Origin of the sequence: Clostridium sp. UBA4395 (genome assembly GCF_002390995.1) — a bacterium.
GTDB lineage: Bacteria > Bacillota > Clostridia > Clostridiales > Clostridiaceae > Clostridium_J > Clostridium_J sulfidigenes.
Window position 1 is genome coordinate 1 of the sequence record NZ_DGRF01000082.1, and the last position, 16148, is coordinate 16148.

23 protein-coding genes and 1 pseudogene are annotated in these 16148 nt (G+C 29.3%); 20 read left to right on the plus strand and 4 right to left on the minus strand.

Annotated features, from left to right (window positions below):
• The 8 genes and pseudogenes from B2694_RS15510 to B2694_RS15545 all read left to right on the plus strand — a co-directional run.
• Window positions 1-301 (plus strand): annotated as a pseudogene (locus tag B2694_RS15510) (HIT family protein); the annotation flags it as partial.
• A 150-nt stretch (window positions 302-451) separates the two neighbouring features.
• Window positions 452-1087: a class I SAM-dependent methyltransferase gene (locus B2694_RS15515; protein WP_346886507.1), complete on the plus strand. Its 636-nt coding sequence runs from the start codon at window positions 452-454 to the stop codon at window positions 1085-1087.
• Window positions 1088-1245: 158 nt separating this feature from the next.
• Window positions 1246-1452 carry a PF20097 family protein gene (locus B2694_RS15520; RefSeq protein WP_346886508.1) on the plus strand — a complete coding sequence of 69 codons (207 nt, stop codon included), beginning with the start codon at window positions 1246-1248 and terminating at the stop codon, window positions 1450-1452.
• Window positions 1453-1670: 218 nt separating this feature from the next.
• On the plus strand, window positions 1671-1997 hold the full coding sequence (locus tag B2694_RS15525) for a hypothetical protein (RefSeq protein ID WP_346886509.1): 327 nt from the start codon (window positions 1671-1673) through the stop codon (window positions 1995-1997).
• Between the two features lie 220 nt (window positions 1998-2217).
• Window positions 2218-2676: a GNAT family N-acetyltransferase gene (locus B2694_RS15530; RefSeq protein WP_346886510.1), complete on the plus strand. Its 459-nt coding sequence runs from the start codon at window positions 2218-2220 to the stop codon at window positions 2674-2676.
• Complete coding sequence (locus tag B2694_RS15535) at window positions 2673-3314, plus strand: hypothetical protein (protein ID WP_346886511.1); 642 nt, start codon at window positions 2673-2675, stop codon at window positions 3312-3314. The genes B2694_RS15530 and B2694_RS15535 overlap by 4 nt, the downstream gene beginning before the upstream one ends.
• Before the next feature lie 266 nt (window positions 3315-3580).
• Window positions 3581-3796 (plus strand): hypothetical protein, encoded by a 216-nt coding sequence (locus B2694_RS15540; protein WP_346846800.1) that lies wholly within the window; start codon window positions 3581-3583, stop codon window positions 3794-3796.
• 4 nt (window positions 3797-3800) lie between these two features.
• Window positions 3801-4103, plus strand: coding sequence for a spore coat protein (locus tag B2694_RS15545; protein ID WP_346886512.1), 303 nt, complete (start codon window positions 3801-3803; stop codon window positions 4101-4103).
• 293 nt (window positions 4104-4396) lie between these two features.
• Here B2694_RS15545 and B2694_RS15550 read toward each other — a convergent pair whose 3' ends face one another.
• Entirely contained in the window at window positions 4397-4726 is a 330-nt protein-coding gene (locus tag B2694_RS15550) for a hypothetical protein (protein ID WP_346886513.1), read from the minus strand.
• A gap of 204 nt (window positions 4727-4930) precedes the next feature.
• Between B2694_RS15550 and B2694_RS15555 the strand changes: the two genes are divergently transcribed.
• The 3 genes from B2694_RS15555 to B2694_RS15565 all read left to right on the plus strand — a co-directional run bounded on the left by B2694_RS15555 (window position 4931) and on the right by B2694_RS15565 (window position 8101).
• On the plus strand, window positions 4931-5401 hold the full coding sequence (locus B2694_RS15555; RefSeq protein WP_346886514.1) for an NUDIX domain-containing protein: 471 nt from the start codon (window positions 4931-4933) through the stop codon (window positions 5399-5401).
• Window positions 5402-5612: 211 nt separating this feature from the next.
• Entirely contained in the window at window positions 5613-7508 is a 1896-nt protein-coding gene (locus B2694_RS15560) for a S41 family peptidase (RefSeq protein ID WP_346886515.1), read from the plus strand.
• 113 nt (window positions 7509-7621) lie between these two features.
• Window positions 7622-8101: a GNAT family N-acetyltransferase gene (locus B2694_RS15565; protein WP_346886516.1), complete on the plus strand. Its 480-nt coding sequence runs from the start codon at window positions 7622-7624 to the stop codon at window positions 8099-8101.
• 219 nt (window positions 8102-8320) lie between these two features.
• Here B2694_RS15565 and B2694_RS15570 read toward each other — a convergent pair whose 3' ends face one another.
• Window positions 8321-8587 carry a hypothetical protein gene (locus B2694_RS15570; RefSeq protein WP_346886517.1) on the minus strand — a complete coding sequence of 89 codons (267 nt, stop codon included), beginning with the start codon at window positions 8585-8587 and terminating at the stop codon, window positions 8321-8323.
• A gap of 625 nt (window positions 8588-9212) precedes the next feature.
• Here B2694_RS15570 and B2694_RS15575 point away from each other — a divergent pair.
• From B2694_RS15575 to B2694_RS15585, 3 genes are all read left to right on the plus strand, one after another.
• Window positions 9213-9752, plus strand: coding sequence for a GrpB family protein (locus B2694_RS15575; RefSeq protein ID WP_346886518.1), 540 nt, complete (start codon window positions 9213-9215; stop codon window positions 9750-9752).
• Between the two features lie 12 nt (window positions 9753-9764).
• Window positions 9765-10040 carry a hypothetical protein gene (locus tag B2694_RS15580; RefSeq protein WP_346886519.1) on the plus strand — a complete coding sequence of 92 codons (276 nt, stop codon included), beginning with the start codon at window positions 9765-9767 and terminating at the stop codon, window positions 10038-10040.
• Between the two features lie 103 nt (window positions 10041-10143).
• Complete coding sequence (locus B2694_RS15585; protein ID WP_346886520.1) at window positions 10144-10668, plus strand: GNAT family N-acetyltransferase; 525 nt, start codon at window positions 10144-10146, stop codon at window positions 10666-10668.
• Between the two features lie 402 nt (window positions 10669-11070).
• Here the strand turns inward: B2694_RS15585 and B2694_RS15590 are convergent, their stop codons facing one another.
• Together B2694_RS15590 and B2694_RS15595 are read right to left on the minus strand one after the other, a co-directional pair.
• The gene (locus tag B2694_RS15590; protein ID WP_346886521.1) at window positions 11071-11556 is read right to left on the minus strand and encodes a hypothetical protein; all 486 of its coding nucleotides are present in this window, start codon (window positions 11554-11556) and stop codon (window positions 11071-11073) included.
• 132 nt (window positions 11557-11688) lie between these two features.
• Entirely contained in the window at window positions 11689-12480 is a 792-nt protein-coding gene (locus B2694_RS15595) for a CPBP family intramembrane glutamic endopeptidase (RefSeq protein WP_346886522.1), read from the minus strand.
• A gap of 446 nt (window positions 12481-12926) precedes the next feature.
• Here B2694_RS15595 and B2694_RS15600 point away from each other — a divergent pair, with 446 nt between their 5' ends.
• The 6 genes from B2694_RS15600 (at window position 12927) to B2694_RS15625 (ending at window position 16145) form a co-directional block, all read left to right on the plus strand.
• Complete coding sequence (locus tag B2694_RS15600; protein ID WP_346886523.1) at window positions 12927-13298, plus strand: hypothetical protein; 372 nt, start codon at window positions 12927-12929, stop codon at window positions 13296-13298.
• A gap of 35 nt (window positions 13299-13333) precedes the next feature.
• Window positions 13334-13558: a hypothetical protein gene (locus B2694_RS15605; RefSeq protein WP_346886524.1), complete on the plus strand. Its 225-nt coding sequence runs from the start codon at window positions 13334-13336 to the stop codon at window positions 13556-13558.
• Window positions 13559-13766: 208 nt separating this feature from the next.
• Window positions 13767-14237: a hypothetical protein gene (locus B2694_RS15610; RefSeq protein ID WP_346886525.1), complete on the plus strand. Its 471-nt coding sequence runs from the start codon at window positions 13767-13769 to the stop codon at window positions 14235-14237.
• 65 nt (window positions 14238-14302) lie between these two features.
• Window positions 14303-15061 carry an APH(3') family aminoglycoside O-phosphotransferase gene (locus tag B2694_RS15615; RefSeq protein WP_346886526.1) on the plus strand — a complete coding sequence of 253 codons (759 nt, stop codon included), beginning with the start codon at window positions 14303-14305 and terminating at the stop codon, window positions 15059-15061.
• Window positions 15062-15133: 72 nt separating this feature from the next.
• Window positions 15134-15508 carry a hypothetical protein gene (locus tag B2694_RS15620; protein ID WP_346886527.1) on the plus strand — a complete coding sequence of 125 codons (375 nt, stop codon included), beginning with the start codon at window positions 15134-15136 and terminating at the stop codon, window positions 15506-15508.
• Between the two features lie 73 nt (window positions 15509-15581).
• Window positions 15582-16145, plus strand: a complete 564-nt coding sequence (locus B2694_RS15625; protein ID WP_346886528.1) for a GNAT family protein — start codon at window positions 15582-15584, stop codon at window positions 16143-16145.
• The last annotated feature ends 3 nt before the right edge of the window (window positions 16146-16148 follow it).

A 16148-nucleotide genomic window follows, 5' to 3' on the forward strand; every position in this document is an offset into this window, starting at 1 on the left:
TGACTACATTATACAAGGGGGTTATAATATGCAATGCAAGATGTGTGAACTACAAAAGAATATTACAAATGCTCCATATTTTGTTATGGAACTTGAAACTGGATATGTTATCTTAGGATGGTATCAGAGGTTCAATTGGCATTTATACCCGAGGGTGAAGGGAGATACTCCTATGGTAAGTTCAGTTTATCAACTGCCCAATAGCGTATTGTTTGATGAATCTACAAGACCAAGCGATGTAGTAAGAAAAGATTATATAAATAAAATTAAGAATGAAATTGAAAGATTGCTTGCAGTATAAGCATTATCTTCAGAGAACTTTTCCCCTATGACTGGCGTAGGTAAAAAACATTTACCTCATATTATCCTTATAATTTCAGATAAGTAACGAAATTAGAACTTTGAAAAATATATTATAATTTATCAATAAAAAGAAACTAGGAGGGTTGTCATGACGCAGAAGAAATATTGGAATACAGTCGCAGAAAAAAAAGAATTTACAACACCTTTTCACTTTGAAGAGTTTGCTAAATTTGTTAATAAGGAAGGTATTATTCTAGATGTGGGTTGTGGTTATGGAAGAACATTAGAACAGTTAAATCTAGAAGGGTACAGCAATTTAATAGGAATTGACTTCTCAGAGAAAATGATACAACGAGGAAAGGTGAAATATCCTCATTTAGATTTGAGGGTAATGCAAGGAGATAAGATTGAATTAGATAGTGAAAGTTGTGATGCGGTTATTTTATTTGCAGTGCTAACGTGTATTGTTAACGATAAAGAACAGGCAGCATTGCTAAAAGAAATAGAGCGTGTTTTGAAACCTAATGGGATCCTGTATATCAATGATTTTTTATTAAATACAGATGAACGCAATATAGAACGTTATAAGTTATTTCAAGATAAATACCAAAAATATGGTGTATTTGAATTACCAGAAGGTGCTGTAGTTAGGCATCACGATATAAAATGGGTTGAGGAATGTGTGCAGCTATTTGATAAATTGATTTTAAATCAGGTGGTATATACAACTATGAATGGAAATAAATCAAACGGTTATTATTACTTAGGTAGAAAAAGAGGATAATCATAAAGGACTCCCCCTGGATATATTTTGGGTTAGATATTAATATATTCACCTTAAGGTGGGGGAAATCCTTTTTGATATAGCTTGTAAATCCTTAAAACCTAACGGGTTTGAGGTTATGCAAGCGACTAAGTATAAATCAAAAAAGGAGGAGTTTTATGATTTGTCCATATTGTAATAAAGATTTGAGAAAAGGATATATTTCTAATTATCGTTGCAATTTAATATGGACCCCAGCAGAAAAAGTAAATTTACCAATTCGTTTTATTATTAGAGATGAGGAAGTTGTATTATCAAAATATACTGAAGCCACTGCATACTATTGTGAGGAGTGTAAGAAGTGTATAATTGATATTGATAATTAGAGCATTAGATGTAGGACACAATGTTTTTATAATATTATATAATTATAATTTAAGATTAAATAATATGAGCCTATGAGGAGAAATCCTTCAAGGCTTTTTTATTTACATACAATTTATTGTAATCATGTTATAATAAGTATATATAATCATTAGGGTAAATGAATAATTGTATATTATTATTAATACTACATAAAATATCACCGAGAGGTGACTATTATATGAAAAAGTTTATTGTAATCTTATTAATTTTAGTAACTACTATATTGGGTACATCTATTACAACTTATGCATATTCACGAAATATGTACAAAGAGGGGTTTTATGAAATATCGGATTTTAATCCTTCAAAAGATGGTTCTTATCATGTAGAAAATATGTCATCGTATAGTGTTTGTGTTATTGTTTTTAATGAAAATAACATTAACACACAAGTATTATATCTAGAACCTAAATCATCAAGACATTATTTAGTTTCTCTTAAATCTGAATATAAAATCGTAATAGTTGGTGACGGTGAAGTACATATTGATGCAGGCATAAAATAATGCGATCCTATATTTTTTATATAGTTATTATAAACTAATTATACTTATCATTAAATGGCTTTGATTTAAAATCAAAGCTATTTATTTTAGAGCATCTCTATATAGAGGTGCTTATTTGCATACATTTTATTGTACTAATGTTATAATAGGTATTATATTTATGATTGTAAATGAAAAAATTTAGGGAATTGTGTTCAAATTAATTTTAGGGGGGGATTTAATGTATCAATATTATAAAGGATTGATTATTAGAGAAGGTGCAGATGGAATTAAGGGAGATATAATTAAAAAAATGTACAATGAAGTTGGTTGGGTGTCTGCAAATCAACCGTTATGGCTAGATGAAAAGTATGAAATCTGCTTTAAAAATTCATCATGGGTTTTCACTGTATGGGATAAGGAAGATATGATAGCTATGGTAAGGGTTGTATCAGATAGAGTCATGACAGCAACAATCCAAGACCTGGCTGTAAAAGAAGAGTATAGAGGAAAAGGCATAGGTAAAAAACTTGTGGACTTGTGTTTAGAAAAGTTACCCCATGGAAATTGGTGGGTGCATACTACTCCAGAAAATTATGATTTCTATAAGAAGTGTAGATTTGAGATTCCTCAAATATCTGATAGTTCATCAATGATATATATGGGATATATTAAGGCTAAATTAGAAGGACATAGATGAGGATGTGGAAGATAGTGTTAGGAAATAAGGGGAATACTAGAAGCAATGGTATAATTAAAGGTACTATAGTGATCTTGATTCTTAGTCTTGTAGTTACTATTGTAATGACTAGAAGAGTTATGATGACAAATGAAAAAATATATATTACAACGCTTCAGCATAATTTAGTGCATATTAATGACTCAAAAATATACTTGGAGCAAATAATAAATGATTATGAAAATCTAGCGAATTACGAACTAGAACTTAATAGCATAGCAGAACAATTTACTAGCATAGAAGAAATATTACCAATAATCAATAATAATGATAAATCAAAAATTATATTTAGTGATAATGAAAATGATGAATATTTCAATTCATTTGTAGAGGTTTTTAGGAAATACGCTCAAATAGTAAGGGATTGGAGTGTTAATATAGATGCTGAAGAAGTTCATGGTTATCCTAGTATCGATGATTTGAAAGGATTGCTCAATGACTTAAATCAGTACTATGATTTATTCTGTTTAGAAGAAAGGGAAAATGAATACTATGTTGGAGATATTCATTTAAAAGATTTTAATTATTCTTACGTAAGTAAAGCTATAACTAAAGTGATTAATAATTCATATTTTGATGAAATTAAGAAATTATATTAATATATGATTCTATTAAGACATTTAATAAATCTATAGATTAATATTTAATAAACCTTGATTTGAGCATCTCTTTTTAGGGGTGCTTTTTGTATTTTAATATATCTTATTGTAGTTGAGCTATAATAAGAATTATATTAACAAACCCACCTCATAAAAAAGCAAATGATACTTATTTGAAAATGAAATGGATAGATATAACATGGTTATTAGTCTTCTTAAAATCACATAATATAAGTGCTTATAATTTATATTTAGGAGGTAAGAACATGAGAAAACTTTCAGAAGCAGAAGTACTATCTTTAACATCACTTTTGAAGATGGAACAAGATGGATTAATTGTACAAAGAGCAGTGAATGCACTAATAACAGATGAAAATCTAAAAAGACAAGGTGAATCTAGCACGCTAGCATGCGAGGGTAGGATAAAAGGATTACAACAATTTATTACCGAAAATCAAGTAACAGTTCCAAGGGAGGTATAATGGAATGGCAAATTTAGTTGGAAACCTAATTAAAAATAACATTAATATCAATGATGAGGTTATATCTACAAATATGCTTTCTTCTGGAAAAGCTGCAGCTGACGCTTATCTTAATGCTACATTAACAAGCAGTACTCCAGAGTTAAGATCCATATATTCTTCTGGTTTAAGTCAAATAGTTGGAGGGCACACCGCTCTTACAGAACTAGCTGTAAACAAAGGTTGGGCTAAACCTTATAATTCACCTATGCAACAATTGACTGACACTTATAATGAATCAAAAACTATAACTGATCAAACTGAATAATAACTTAAAAATCTATTATAATTAATTGTAAGGGGCTGTTACACAATAGAAAGTAATTTCTAGGTGGGACAGCACCTCTTATTTTTTGTATATAAAAGCGGTAGTTACCATTGTAATGACTAGAAGAGTTATGCTTATAAATGAAAAAAATATATTATAACTCTTCAGCATTCAGCATAGTTTACTGCATATTAATAACTGAAAAATATACTTGGTGTAGATTGTCAACTACTTTTAATTATAAATCAACACTTGGAGCAAATAATAAATGATAATAACAATAAAAGGACACCCTATTGTGTCCCTTTATCAATAAATATTTGACCATTACCAACTATAACAATTCTATATTCAGGCTTAAGAGGAATTAAATTATACTTAGCTGACTTAGGTTGAAGACGAATAGATTGTAATATAAGTTGATTTTCATCATAAAGAGTAAGAAAAACACTATCGTTTGATGAAACATTTTGAACTAGATAAGATTCATTTGGGGATATATTGAAATCAGTTGCTTTATAAACACCTTCTGTAAATATATTTTCAGCAAATACACGTGTAGAAGCAAAAGTACTTAATCCCAATGTAATTAAAATTAGCAATATAGCAGTAAACTTTTTCATAACACAGCCTCCTTTCACCTTTAGTTTGTGTAATGGAGCTAATAATATGCAGATTTGTGATTTAGGAGAATAAATCAACTATTGTAAATAAATTATAATTTATTTAAATTATGTTATAATAAGTATTATAATTATGATTGTAAATGAATAATTGTGTTATAGTGCATAACATTGTAGATTTTAAATATTGGAGGATGGAACAATATGATTGAAGCAAAATTTTATTATAAAAATGAAAATGCGCCAAAACCTAATAAGCCAAACCATATAGGTGCCTGTGCAATTATCAAGTCTAATAATAAAATATTATTAGAAAAAAGAGTAGATAGTAACCGTTGGGCGCTAATAGGCGGAGGTTTGAATATTGATGAAAGTTTAGAAGAAGGAATAATTAGAGAAATTAATGAAGAAACAGGAATTATAATATCAGAAGAGTCTTTGGGCTTTTGGAAAATGTTTTCTGACCCATCGAGAATCGCTGCATATCCAGATGGAAATATTGTTAGAATAATATCTGCTGCTTATATAGTAAATTTAACAGAGAATCATAAATTGGTATGCAGTGACGAATCAGAAGAATTGAAGTATTTTACTTACCAAGAGCTAGAAAAATTAAATATTGCTGAAACACATAGACATATAATTAAAGAGTATTTTTCATCAATAATAAGTTAATTGTTGCTTTTTTAAAGTGATCATATTTCAAATCACCTAACAAAAATTATAATATATTCCAAAAATGGTTTTCACATTAGTTACTATGTGATATAGTGTTTTTATGGTCTATTTATAATATTATAGACAATATTGTATATATTTGTACTTTATCAAAGATAAAATCTTATTGAAAAAGATTTTTAAGTACTAAAGAATGTAGGTGGAAAGTATGAAAAAAAGAGAAGTTAAAATTAATGTATTTAGTAAAAAAGTAGTAATTAGTTTTATACTTATAGTTATGGTTCTAACATTTGTGTCTTGTACTAGTTCAGATAAAACTGAAGAAACGAATCTTAAAAGATCCCAAGATACAGAGTTTGCATCAGATAGTGGAGTTAGAATAGAAAAATTAAGTGAAGTTCAACAGAAGAATTTGCATACTTTAGCAAAGGTCTGGGGATTTGCTAAGTATCGTCATCCAGACATTACAGCAGGAAATATTAATTGGGATGCAGAATTATTTAGAGTTATACCAAAGGTGCTTGAGGCAACTACCAAGGAAGAAGCTGGAGATATCATGGCTACATGGTTAAACCAGTTTCCATTTCAGGTTAATACACTTAGTAAAGAACAGGAAGATCTATATCGTCAAGTAAAAGAGAAGGCATACTTAGATGTAGAATATTCATGGATAAAGAATAGACAAGTCCTTGGGAATAACCTTGCTGACTATCTTGAAAATTTATCAGAGGTAAAAGTAACTGATAATGACAATGGATATGCTGTTTTTGAAGAAGGGGATATTGTTAATGTATCTTCAGATTCTTTTATGGACAATTCTATTAACTATGAAGACACAGGAATGAGGCTGCTCGGGCTATTTCGTTATTGGAATATTATAGAATATTTCTATCCATATAAAAATCTCATGGATGAAGATTGGGATCAAGTACTTTATGACAAGATTCCTGAGTTAGCACTTCAAAGTGATAAGGAATCATATGTATTATCCATTGCAAATCTTACCACATATATCCATGACTCTCATGGCTTTTTTAATGATAACTTTAAGGTGCTACAACAACACTTTGGAGCATACAAAGCAAAAGCAACTATATTTAATATAGATGGTCAGATTGTCATTGCTGGCAGGGAAGATAAGTCCCCTTTAAAGTTAGGAGATATTGTGGTATCTATTGATGGGACTTCTATAGAAAAGATAATAGAGGAGTGCAACAAATATATATCAGTATCAGATAAAAATCGTTTTACAAATGCTTTTGACTATTACCTTTTGCGTTCTACAAAAGAAATAGCTGAAATAGAGGTAATAAGAAATGGTGAAAAGTTAAGTTTGAATGTTCCATGCTATTATAATAGCAAGTATGATGTAAAAAGACTGGGGCAAGATGAGAAAAGTGGCTTCATGGGAGACAAAAAAATAGGTTATATTAATGTAGCTACACTTGAAAGTGGAGATTTAGATAAATTAATGAAAAAATTTAAAGGGACAGAAGGGTTGATTATTGATGTGCGATACAGTAATTCAAAAATGAGTGAATATATAAACTATCCTATAGGGGAATATATAAAACCTGAAGTTTCAGAATATCAACAATTTTATTCAAGTAATAGTTTCGAACCAGGGAAATTTATCAAATCAACAAGCAATAGTTCAGGCAGAGGATTCATAGAGAAACAATTGGACAAAGGTATAGATTCAACTACATTTAGCAAAATATTTGATAACGGCATTATTAGAACCTCATTAGGAAAAGTAAAAGATAGATATCAGTATAATGGAAAGGTAATAATACTGATGAATGAATGTGCCCAAAGCGTCTTGGAGACAATGGTTATGTCTTTTATGGATGCACCAAATACAACGGTAATAGGAACTCCTTCTGCAGGAGCTAATGGCAATAAAATGGACATTACACTTCCAGGGGGTATACAGACATCTATATCAGGGCTAGCAGTAACATATATGGATGGAAGCCAGACACAAAGAATAGGTCTTAAACCTGACATAACTGTAAAACAAACTGTGAAAGGAATTGCAGAGGGTAAGGATGAAGTTATAGAAAAAGCAATAGAGTTAATCACGAAACCAGAGAGTAAATAGCAATAGTGTAAAATAAGTAAGAAAAATATGCCACCTTGTGGTGGATGTGGTGAATTTATTCATGAAAGTATCACATAGTAATGTAAATGGAAAATTTTCTAGAGGTGTACGAAATGAATTTGAGATTGGCAGGTCTTACAGAGTTATATGCAAAAGAAGTTTGTCATTGGAAATATGATGATATATATTGTATATATAATTATCCAGGATGGGATAAAGCATCTAATGAAAAATGGGGGATTACAATAGAAGAAAAGAGAAAGAGTGAATTTAATGCTGTGATTGATGATTGTAATAGCTTATGTGGATACATAAGATTGCTGGATAAAAATCAGTGTGTTTTTATTGGAATTGGTTTAAAACCATCTTTATGTGGACAAGGATTAGGAAAGGTCTTAATGGAAATAGTAAAACAACAATGCAAGAAGATATATCCAGGTAAAAAGATTGCTTTAGAAGTTCGGTCTTTCAATGAAAGGGCGATTAAATGCTATAAAAGTGCAGGGTTTAATGTAGTAGATACTTATAGGAAAGATACGCCCCTTGGTTATGGAGAATTTGTTAGAATGGAATTTTATGAGCACTCTTCTTAATAGAATTCCTAATAAAGACTATTGTAGTTTATAGAATTTTATTTTACAATCAGCCTTAGGAAAGTACACTATTGAGGCATAAAGTGACTAGATATTTAAATTTTAATTTATATTAGTGATAAAAAACAAATGGAAGATTGCTCTTCCATTTGTTTTTATATTTCATTTTTTACATATGATGTTTCATATCTGGATATTGTCCATAAATATATATTTACTTCAATTAAACTTCTTATTACAATATGGACATTGATATACCGAATCAATATCACTATCTTTGTCAAATTTCATTGGTAACCTGTAATTACAATAAGGACATTTCCAAAACAAAATAGATAATAAAATAAATATTAGGAATAAACTTATACCAATAATTGGAAATAAAGCAGAGGTAGAAAAACATCCTATAAAGCAGAGAGGAACAGATAAAAATAAGCATGCCAAAGAAATTTTACGAATTTTTAGTAATTTTTCTATCTTATTCATGGTACACCTCCAATATATATTAAAGTTAACTAATCCGATCTATTATTTTCTTGTATTTCCTTTTTTTGCATCAAATATGATCTTTGTTCTCTTTTTCATCTACTTACTCTCCTCGTAATTAATATAATTACTCAAATCAGAAATTAAACTTACTAAAAAAACCTTTTATGGATTAATCATACTATATATAGTTTACTACAAAATAATGAAAAATAAAATAATTTTAAATTTACAGTAGAGGATATATTAACTTTAACTTTTTTGACCTTAATGAAGACTAAAAGGAATAAGGGGAATATAACCATTGAAAGTATTGAGTTAGCAGAAAAAATGCCAGAAGGATTTGAAGTTCAAAAGAATCTTGAGGACTATGCTTATACAATATGAGAAGCAATATTAAGACAAATAGTATAAGCATAATATTGAATTTAACGGCTTTGATTAAAAATCATAGCCATTTATTTTAGAGCATCTCTTTAAGGAGGTGCTTTTTTCATATAGATACATTTTATTGTAATCGTGCTATAATAAGTATTATATTTATGGTTGTAAATGAAGAATTTTAGGAAATGGTGAAGAAAACTAATCTTCATATAACATGAATAAGTTTAAGGTGGTTAAATAAATGATTGGATTAGCGAGGGGAACCGTTAAGGTTGTTCCATATAGTTTTAATTGGAAAGAGATTTATAAGGAAGAAGAAAAACTATTGTATCATTTGTTAGGCGAAACTGCTATAGATATACAACATGTAGGAAGTACATCAATAGAAGGACTTGATTCAAAACCAATTATAGATATTGCTGTAGGAGTTAAATCATTGGATGATGTAGATAAGCATAGAAACTTATTAGAAGCAAATGGATATCAATTTAGAGATAATGCAGGGATTGAAGGTCGTGTAATGTTTGCTAAAGGAAGGGAAGATTTAAGAACTCATTATTTGCATATAGAAATAATTAACGGAGAATTGTGGAAAAATCATATCTATTTTCGTGATTATCTTAGACTAAATAAGGAAGCCGTTGAGGAATATTCAAGGCTAAAGAAGAATTTAGCTGCAAAGTATACTAATGATAGAGGTTCATATACAAATGCAAAGAATGAATTTATTAATTCTATATTAAAAAAGGCAAAAGAAGAAGTAGATTGGCACGTTCTTTAGTAAGGAATAATAATGGGATGGAGTGCTGGTGCTATGATGCAATGCTCACAGTATTATATTTCTCCAGATAAAGATTATCCAGAGTTTATTTATGAAAAAGGACTAAGATGTATAGACAATTTTGCAGTTGAAGTACACTATAAAAATACTGATTCACAAAATAAAAGTATTGAAAAATATATAAGAGAAAATGGAAAGATGGTATATACTACACAACAACAAAGTGCAATAATTGTTGACGGTTATAACCTATCATTGTTAGGAAATGCAAAAGTTTATCAAATATAACTTTAATATTAAATTTTCAATAAGAAGGAACTGTAGTATAGAGGAAAGATTGCCAGATTACTTGAGGATTATGCAATAAAAGCAAAAAGGTCTGCACCTATAAATGAAATATAAAAGAGGTATTAGAATGTTATATGAAATTAGATTAGCAGAGGAAGATGATATAAGGATAATAGTTGAGTTACTAAATAAAGTAACGTTAAACTTACATCAAAAAAGTATTAATCAATGGACATATCCTTGGGATATTGAAGAAATAAACATAGACGTAAAAAATAAAAACATCTATATGATAACAATAGACAAGCTAATAGTTGGAACATTTTCTATAAAAGACATGGATGTTAATGCTGTACTTCACATCAACAAACCCAATAATTTATATCTTTACAGAATAGCAATATTACCAGGGTATCAAGGAAAAGATATAGGACTTAAAATTGTTAATTATGCCTTTAAGATTTCAAGAAATTTAAGAAAAACACTATATTTAGACTGTTGGGCTGGAAATGTAAAATTAAAAAACTATTATTCTAAAGCGGGATTTGATTATTGCGGAGATTTTCAAGAAAAAGATTATATGATTAGTGTTTTTAAATATACATTTCCATTAAACAATTTACAATAAGTGTATTGAGCAATTCTATTTTAGTATTCTGGAGCGATAATATTATAATAATTATAAGTAAGGTTAATACATCACCCCGGATATTTTTGGTCAACAGTACTTGAAACTGGAGATATAATTAAAGTATTAAATAACAACAATGAATACGAATTAAATTAAGTGGTAAATTATGTAAGATTAATAGAATCTATAGAATAATAGAAAAACTATATTAAATGGTTAATTCAATATTTGCTGATTTTTCATAAAATAATAAATTGGATTTTAATTATATTGCGAACTAAAAATACCGTATATTCAGTTTTGAATAGTACGGTATTTTCATAAAATATTTGATTTTATTTTTAGTGAGCTATATATCTTTTACAGCTTTACATTTCAATTACTTCACTGTAACTTTCATTACAAGTTGGAGGTTGATTTTAATTTAATGGGTATAAACGCTTCCATTTGTGCCCATCCTTGTGCTTTTATAATCTCTGGTGGTGTAATAATATGTCCCATACCATAATGATTTTGACGGATATCCAGTTCGAAAATATCAGAATTCTTAATATATTCCAAGACTTGATTATATAACTTACCACGTGTTTCTTCATCTCCATCTTTGAAGAAATAAGTTACATAGTACCCGCCTTCAAAATCAACAATTTCGTTACTGCCATCATCCATATCATCACTCAATGCCCACCACCATACTAGGCCTTGTTTTTCTTCATCAAAACATAAAAAATCTCTGGGCATAAAACTATCTCGTTCAGATAGATTAATTGCAGAAAAATACTTATTGAACTTTCCTAAAATACCGTCAGGGGAAAAGTTAAATTCTTTATCTATCCCAGATGATGCTGCTTTGAATGGTGGCAATGATATTATCCTAAAATCCATAAAAATACCTCCTGTTATTTTTTATCCACTAATTTAAACACGCTTACTTTGACCATATTATAACATATTTCCCAACACCGTACTATTCAATTTTTAAAGAACAAATTTAAATAAGGATGCAGGGGTGTACTATTACACTACACTTTTGTTGTAGATCACAACAGTTATAATTGAAACAACAATAATCACAGTATTTGCCACAATAGTTCCTAACCAAGTCATAGTCATGGTGCCAAAGAGGGGGGATGCTGCATTAAACATGGTATGGAATAATACGCACATAAACACACAGCCTTTTCCTGATATTTTGTAGATTGCTCCGTTAAAAAAACGAAATGCCATGAGTTGAACTGCAAACATCCAAAAGTTAATGAGTCCCTCTCCATGATTAGTCCCCGGAATAAAAAAGAGAGGAATATGCCAAAAAATCCAAACTATACCTGTAAAAATGGAAGAAAAAACAAAGCCATATTCTTTGTCAAGCTCAGGCTGCAATATGTACATCCAGCCAGCTTCTTCCAAGCCACCGATAATAAGCCCCCCAGGTAGAGAAAGGAAGAATGTATAAAATGGGAGCACCATTTCCCTGCGGCCTGAAACTGCAATATGTATCAAAAAATACAGTGCAAGCCCTGCAACAACAAACAAATAGAGGAAAATTTTATTTTTAAAATAAAAAACAGTTTTCAACCATTCCTTAAAACCTGCTATTTTGTTATTCTTCTTCAGAACGATATATGAAGCAATAGCGGGTGACAAAATATAGATTGCAAAAGGAATGTTCATCACGAATTGCTGTAACGAGTGAACCCAATTGTAAACCGAGTATCCGAACTGCCCAAGAATAATCAAAGCACCTGATACAACATAGGCAATGCAAAATGTCAGCATGGTAAATTGTACTATAATTTTTTTATCTGTCATGATTTCTTCACCTCACATTTTGAAGTATTCATTAAATTTTAATGGATGGACGATTTTACGTTTCACCTAATGTTTGCTTTCTACCAATTCAAAATTAAGCTCTCAGAAAATATAACTAATCTCCATTACAAATTCTTATTTTCCAGTAGTTTAATAGCCAACTAACTCACATAATACTATTATATTCTAAATTGACCATTATTTATATATTTGTTTTATACCGTACTATTCAATTTTCAAAGAAAAAATTAAATACTTATTTAGCTTTATCTACATATGACGAGGGTAAATTTCACTTTTAAATTAAGATGATTCTGATTGAAATATTTAATAAATTAATTAATATTGATATTTTGAAAAATTAGAGTATACTTGCTTATATTCATGTATAATTATTTTATAGGTATGTGTAATTATAATAAATTGATCGAAGGAGATTAAGAAATATGAAACTGAATAATTTCTTTAGACATACCCCATTAATAATAGGTATTGTATTATTTATGGGACTGTCATATATAAAGCTATTTACAGCTAAAATAACGTTTGTTAATGACCCAACAGTTGTTATTGTTAAAACTAATGATATTCAACTATTAAATAACTCTTATAAGGTTAGTACAGAAAATGCGTTATCATGGTATGAATCAAAGAATTATAAGGTTTTGCATGCTGATGAAATAGGACATATATGGCAATATACTCATTCATTTATGATAAAACTATGGTGGATAATCACTTTTTCTATTTTAATATTATTAATCCTTTATATTTTAAGGAAAGGGTTAAATAATAAAAAATATACTAATAATTTATAATCTAATTTAATGCTAAATAAGGAGGTGTTGAGAAATTGAAGTATCCCAAAATAGTGTTTGGGGTTTTAGTTATTATTGTGTCATTACTACACATAACAGGGATTTGGGAGAATACGCCCATTATGTTTCTATTGGCTTCCTTAGTAACTATTTTAAATTCATGGGATAGTTATAAGAATAATAGAAACATAGAAGCAGTTATGCTATTTATTGCTGCAATTTTTATAGGTTTAGTAGCTATTAGTATGCTATTATTCTAATGGATAAAATAAAAATAGAAATTATAATATTTATTTCTTATAAAATATAGTTAGTATATATAACTATGTTTGCAAATGAAAAATTGTAAGTTTTGTTAATCAAGGATTATTTATATTTTAGGAAGTGATAGTATTGAGTATATTAGGATACAATCGCATTATTATTGTTGGTAATAATGGTAGTGGAAAAAGTTTTTTATCTAAAGAATTGTCTGTTATCACGGGTTTGCCACTTATTCATCTTGATGTTGAGTTTTGGCGTCCTAATTGGGAACAACCACCGAGAGAAGAATGGATAAAGAAGCAAATGGAACTTACATCAAAGGTAAAATGGATAATTGAGGGAAATCATACTGACACAATGGAATTGCGATTTAAAGCAGCAGATTTAATAATATTTCTTGATATAAATCGTTTCATATGTTTGGTTAGTGTATTAACAAGAAATGGTAAAAAGCGTTCGGATATACCCCAATATCTTGAAGAAAAACTTGATAAGGAGTTTTTACGTCTTTGTAAAGGCTTATGGAGTTTCTCTAAAACACGTAAACATACTATAATGAATTTACATAAAAAATATCCTAATAAACCGTTTTTCGTTATTGATAGCAGAAAAAAAATGAAAAAGTTGTTAAGACTATGGAGAGATGAAAAAATAAATAGACCAACAGGATCATAAGAATAGTTTTAAATGAATATGGAAAACCAGATATTTATATAGAAAAAGGATTGGTGGGAAAATATATGTATTTACCAAATAAATTAGAAAAAATACTTGAAGGTATGCACTTTGAAGTAGATAAAGAAGGTATGTCCAAAGCAAAAGTAATTAAGTGCTTTGATATGGAAAAATCTTATTATTTAAAGATAGAAAAGGTTAATGATGAAGTGATCAGAGAATATGAGATGTACCAGTGGTTGTATGGAAAACTATCAGTACCAAAAGTGATTTATCGTGTGATAGAAAATGACATTTCTTATATGCTGATAGAGAATGCAAAAGGTCAGATGCTAGAAGATGAAGCATATAGAAAAACTCCAGAAAGATTAGTTCATTTAGCAGCCATTGGTATAAAGAAATTGCAGAGTGTTGATATCACAGAATGTAATTTTAACAGTAGAATAGAGGAAAAATTAGAAAAAGCAAAATGCAGGATTGATCATAATTTGATTGGAAGAGTGGATAGAAATAAATATACGGAAGGCCTTGAAACATCTAGGGATGTATTTAATTATCTCCTAAGGAATAAGCCGGTAGAGCAATTAGTGTTTACACATGGAGACTATTGTTTTAATAACTACTTTACAGATGGTAAAGATATTACATCCTTTATAGATATGGGACGAGCAGGAGTTGGCGATCTATATCAAGATATTGCATTATGTGTTCGTGAATTAATGGATTTTGATTCAAGATATACAGATATGTTGTTTGAAGAATTAGAAATAAAACCTGATTATGGAAAAATAAAATACTATATTTTATTAGATGAGCTATTCTAATTATGTATAAATCGAGGAGTAGAAATTACAAAGCAGGCTATCTTATGAATACAAGTATTAGGGGTGAGATTGTTGGCCATAATCAAATTGCAAGACTTAATAACAGTACTAAAAAGTGATGTAGTAAAGTATAATTCATGTATTGAAATGAACTTTTGTATTGATGATGACACAGAATATGAAGATTGCTGGCTTGGGAAAATGCCAGATAGAGATAATCTAGGTAAAGAAGTATACTGGTATGGATTAACATCAGATGGCTTACAAGCCTATGATTATGCTAAATTAGAGGATATTTTAAATTCTAAAGTATTTCATGGCAAAAGTTTGTGTGATGTCATTGAAAACGTAACTTGGTATTCATTAGATGGATGTAGTATAGAGGAAAGATTACCAGATTACCTTGATGATTATGCAATAAAAGCAAACAGGTCTGCACCGATATAGGAAATATAGAGAGGTATTAGAATGTTATATGAAATTAGATTAGCAGAGGAAAATGAAAAAGTGGGGGATAACAATGGAAAATATAAATATAGAAAAACAAATACAACATCTATTAAAAGGAAAATCTATAGAACTTGTACCTGTAACTGAAGAACATATGGAGTTTATATGTAATGAAGAAAGTGATGAAGAATTATGGTGTTATGAGGAACATGTTGAGACTGACGAAGATCGTATTCGAAAGAAGTTTATTAAGCGAATTGAAGAAAATGATGTTTTTGATTTTATTGTTAAACGCAGTTCAGATGGGGTACAGATGGGAGTAGTTTATATATGGGAATGTATTACTTCACGAAAGAGCTGGGAAATTGGATATGTTATCTTGCCGGAGTTTCAAGGTAATGGATATTGTTTAGAGAGTGTACAGCTTTTGCTTTCCTTTGCATTTAATGAATTGAAAGCTCATAAGGTATTAGGTATGTGCCATTGCGAAAATAAAAAATCTGCATCAATAATGGAAAAAGCAGGTATGTCAAAGCAGGGTGTATTTAGGGAAGAGTATCTATGTGGAGGTAAGTGGGTCGACCAATTCTATTTTAGTATGCTGGATCGAGAATATCATAATAATTATAAGTAAGGT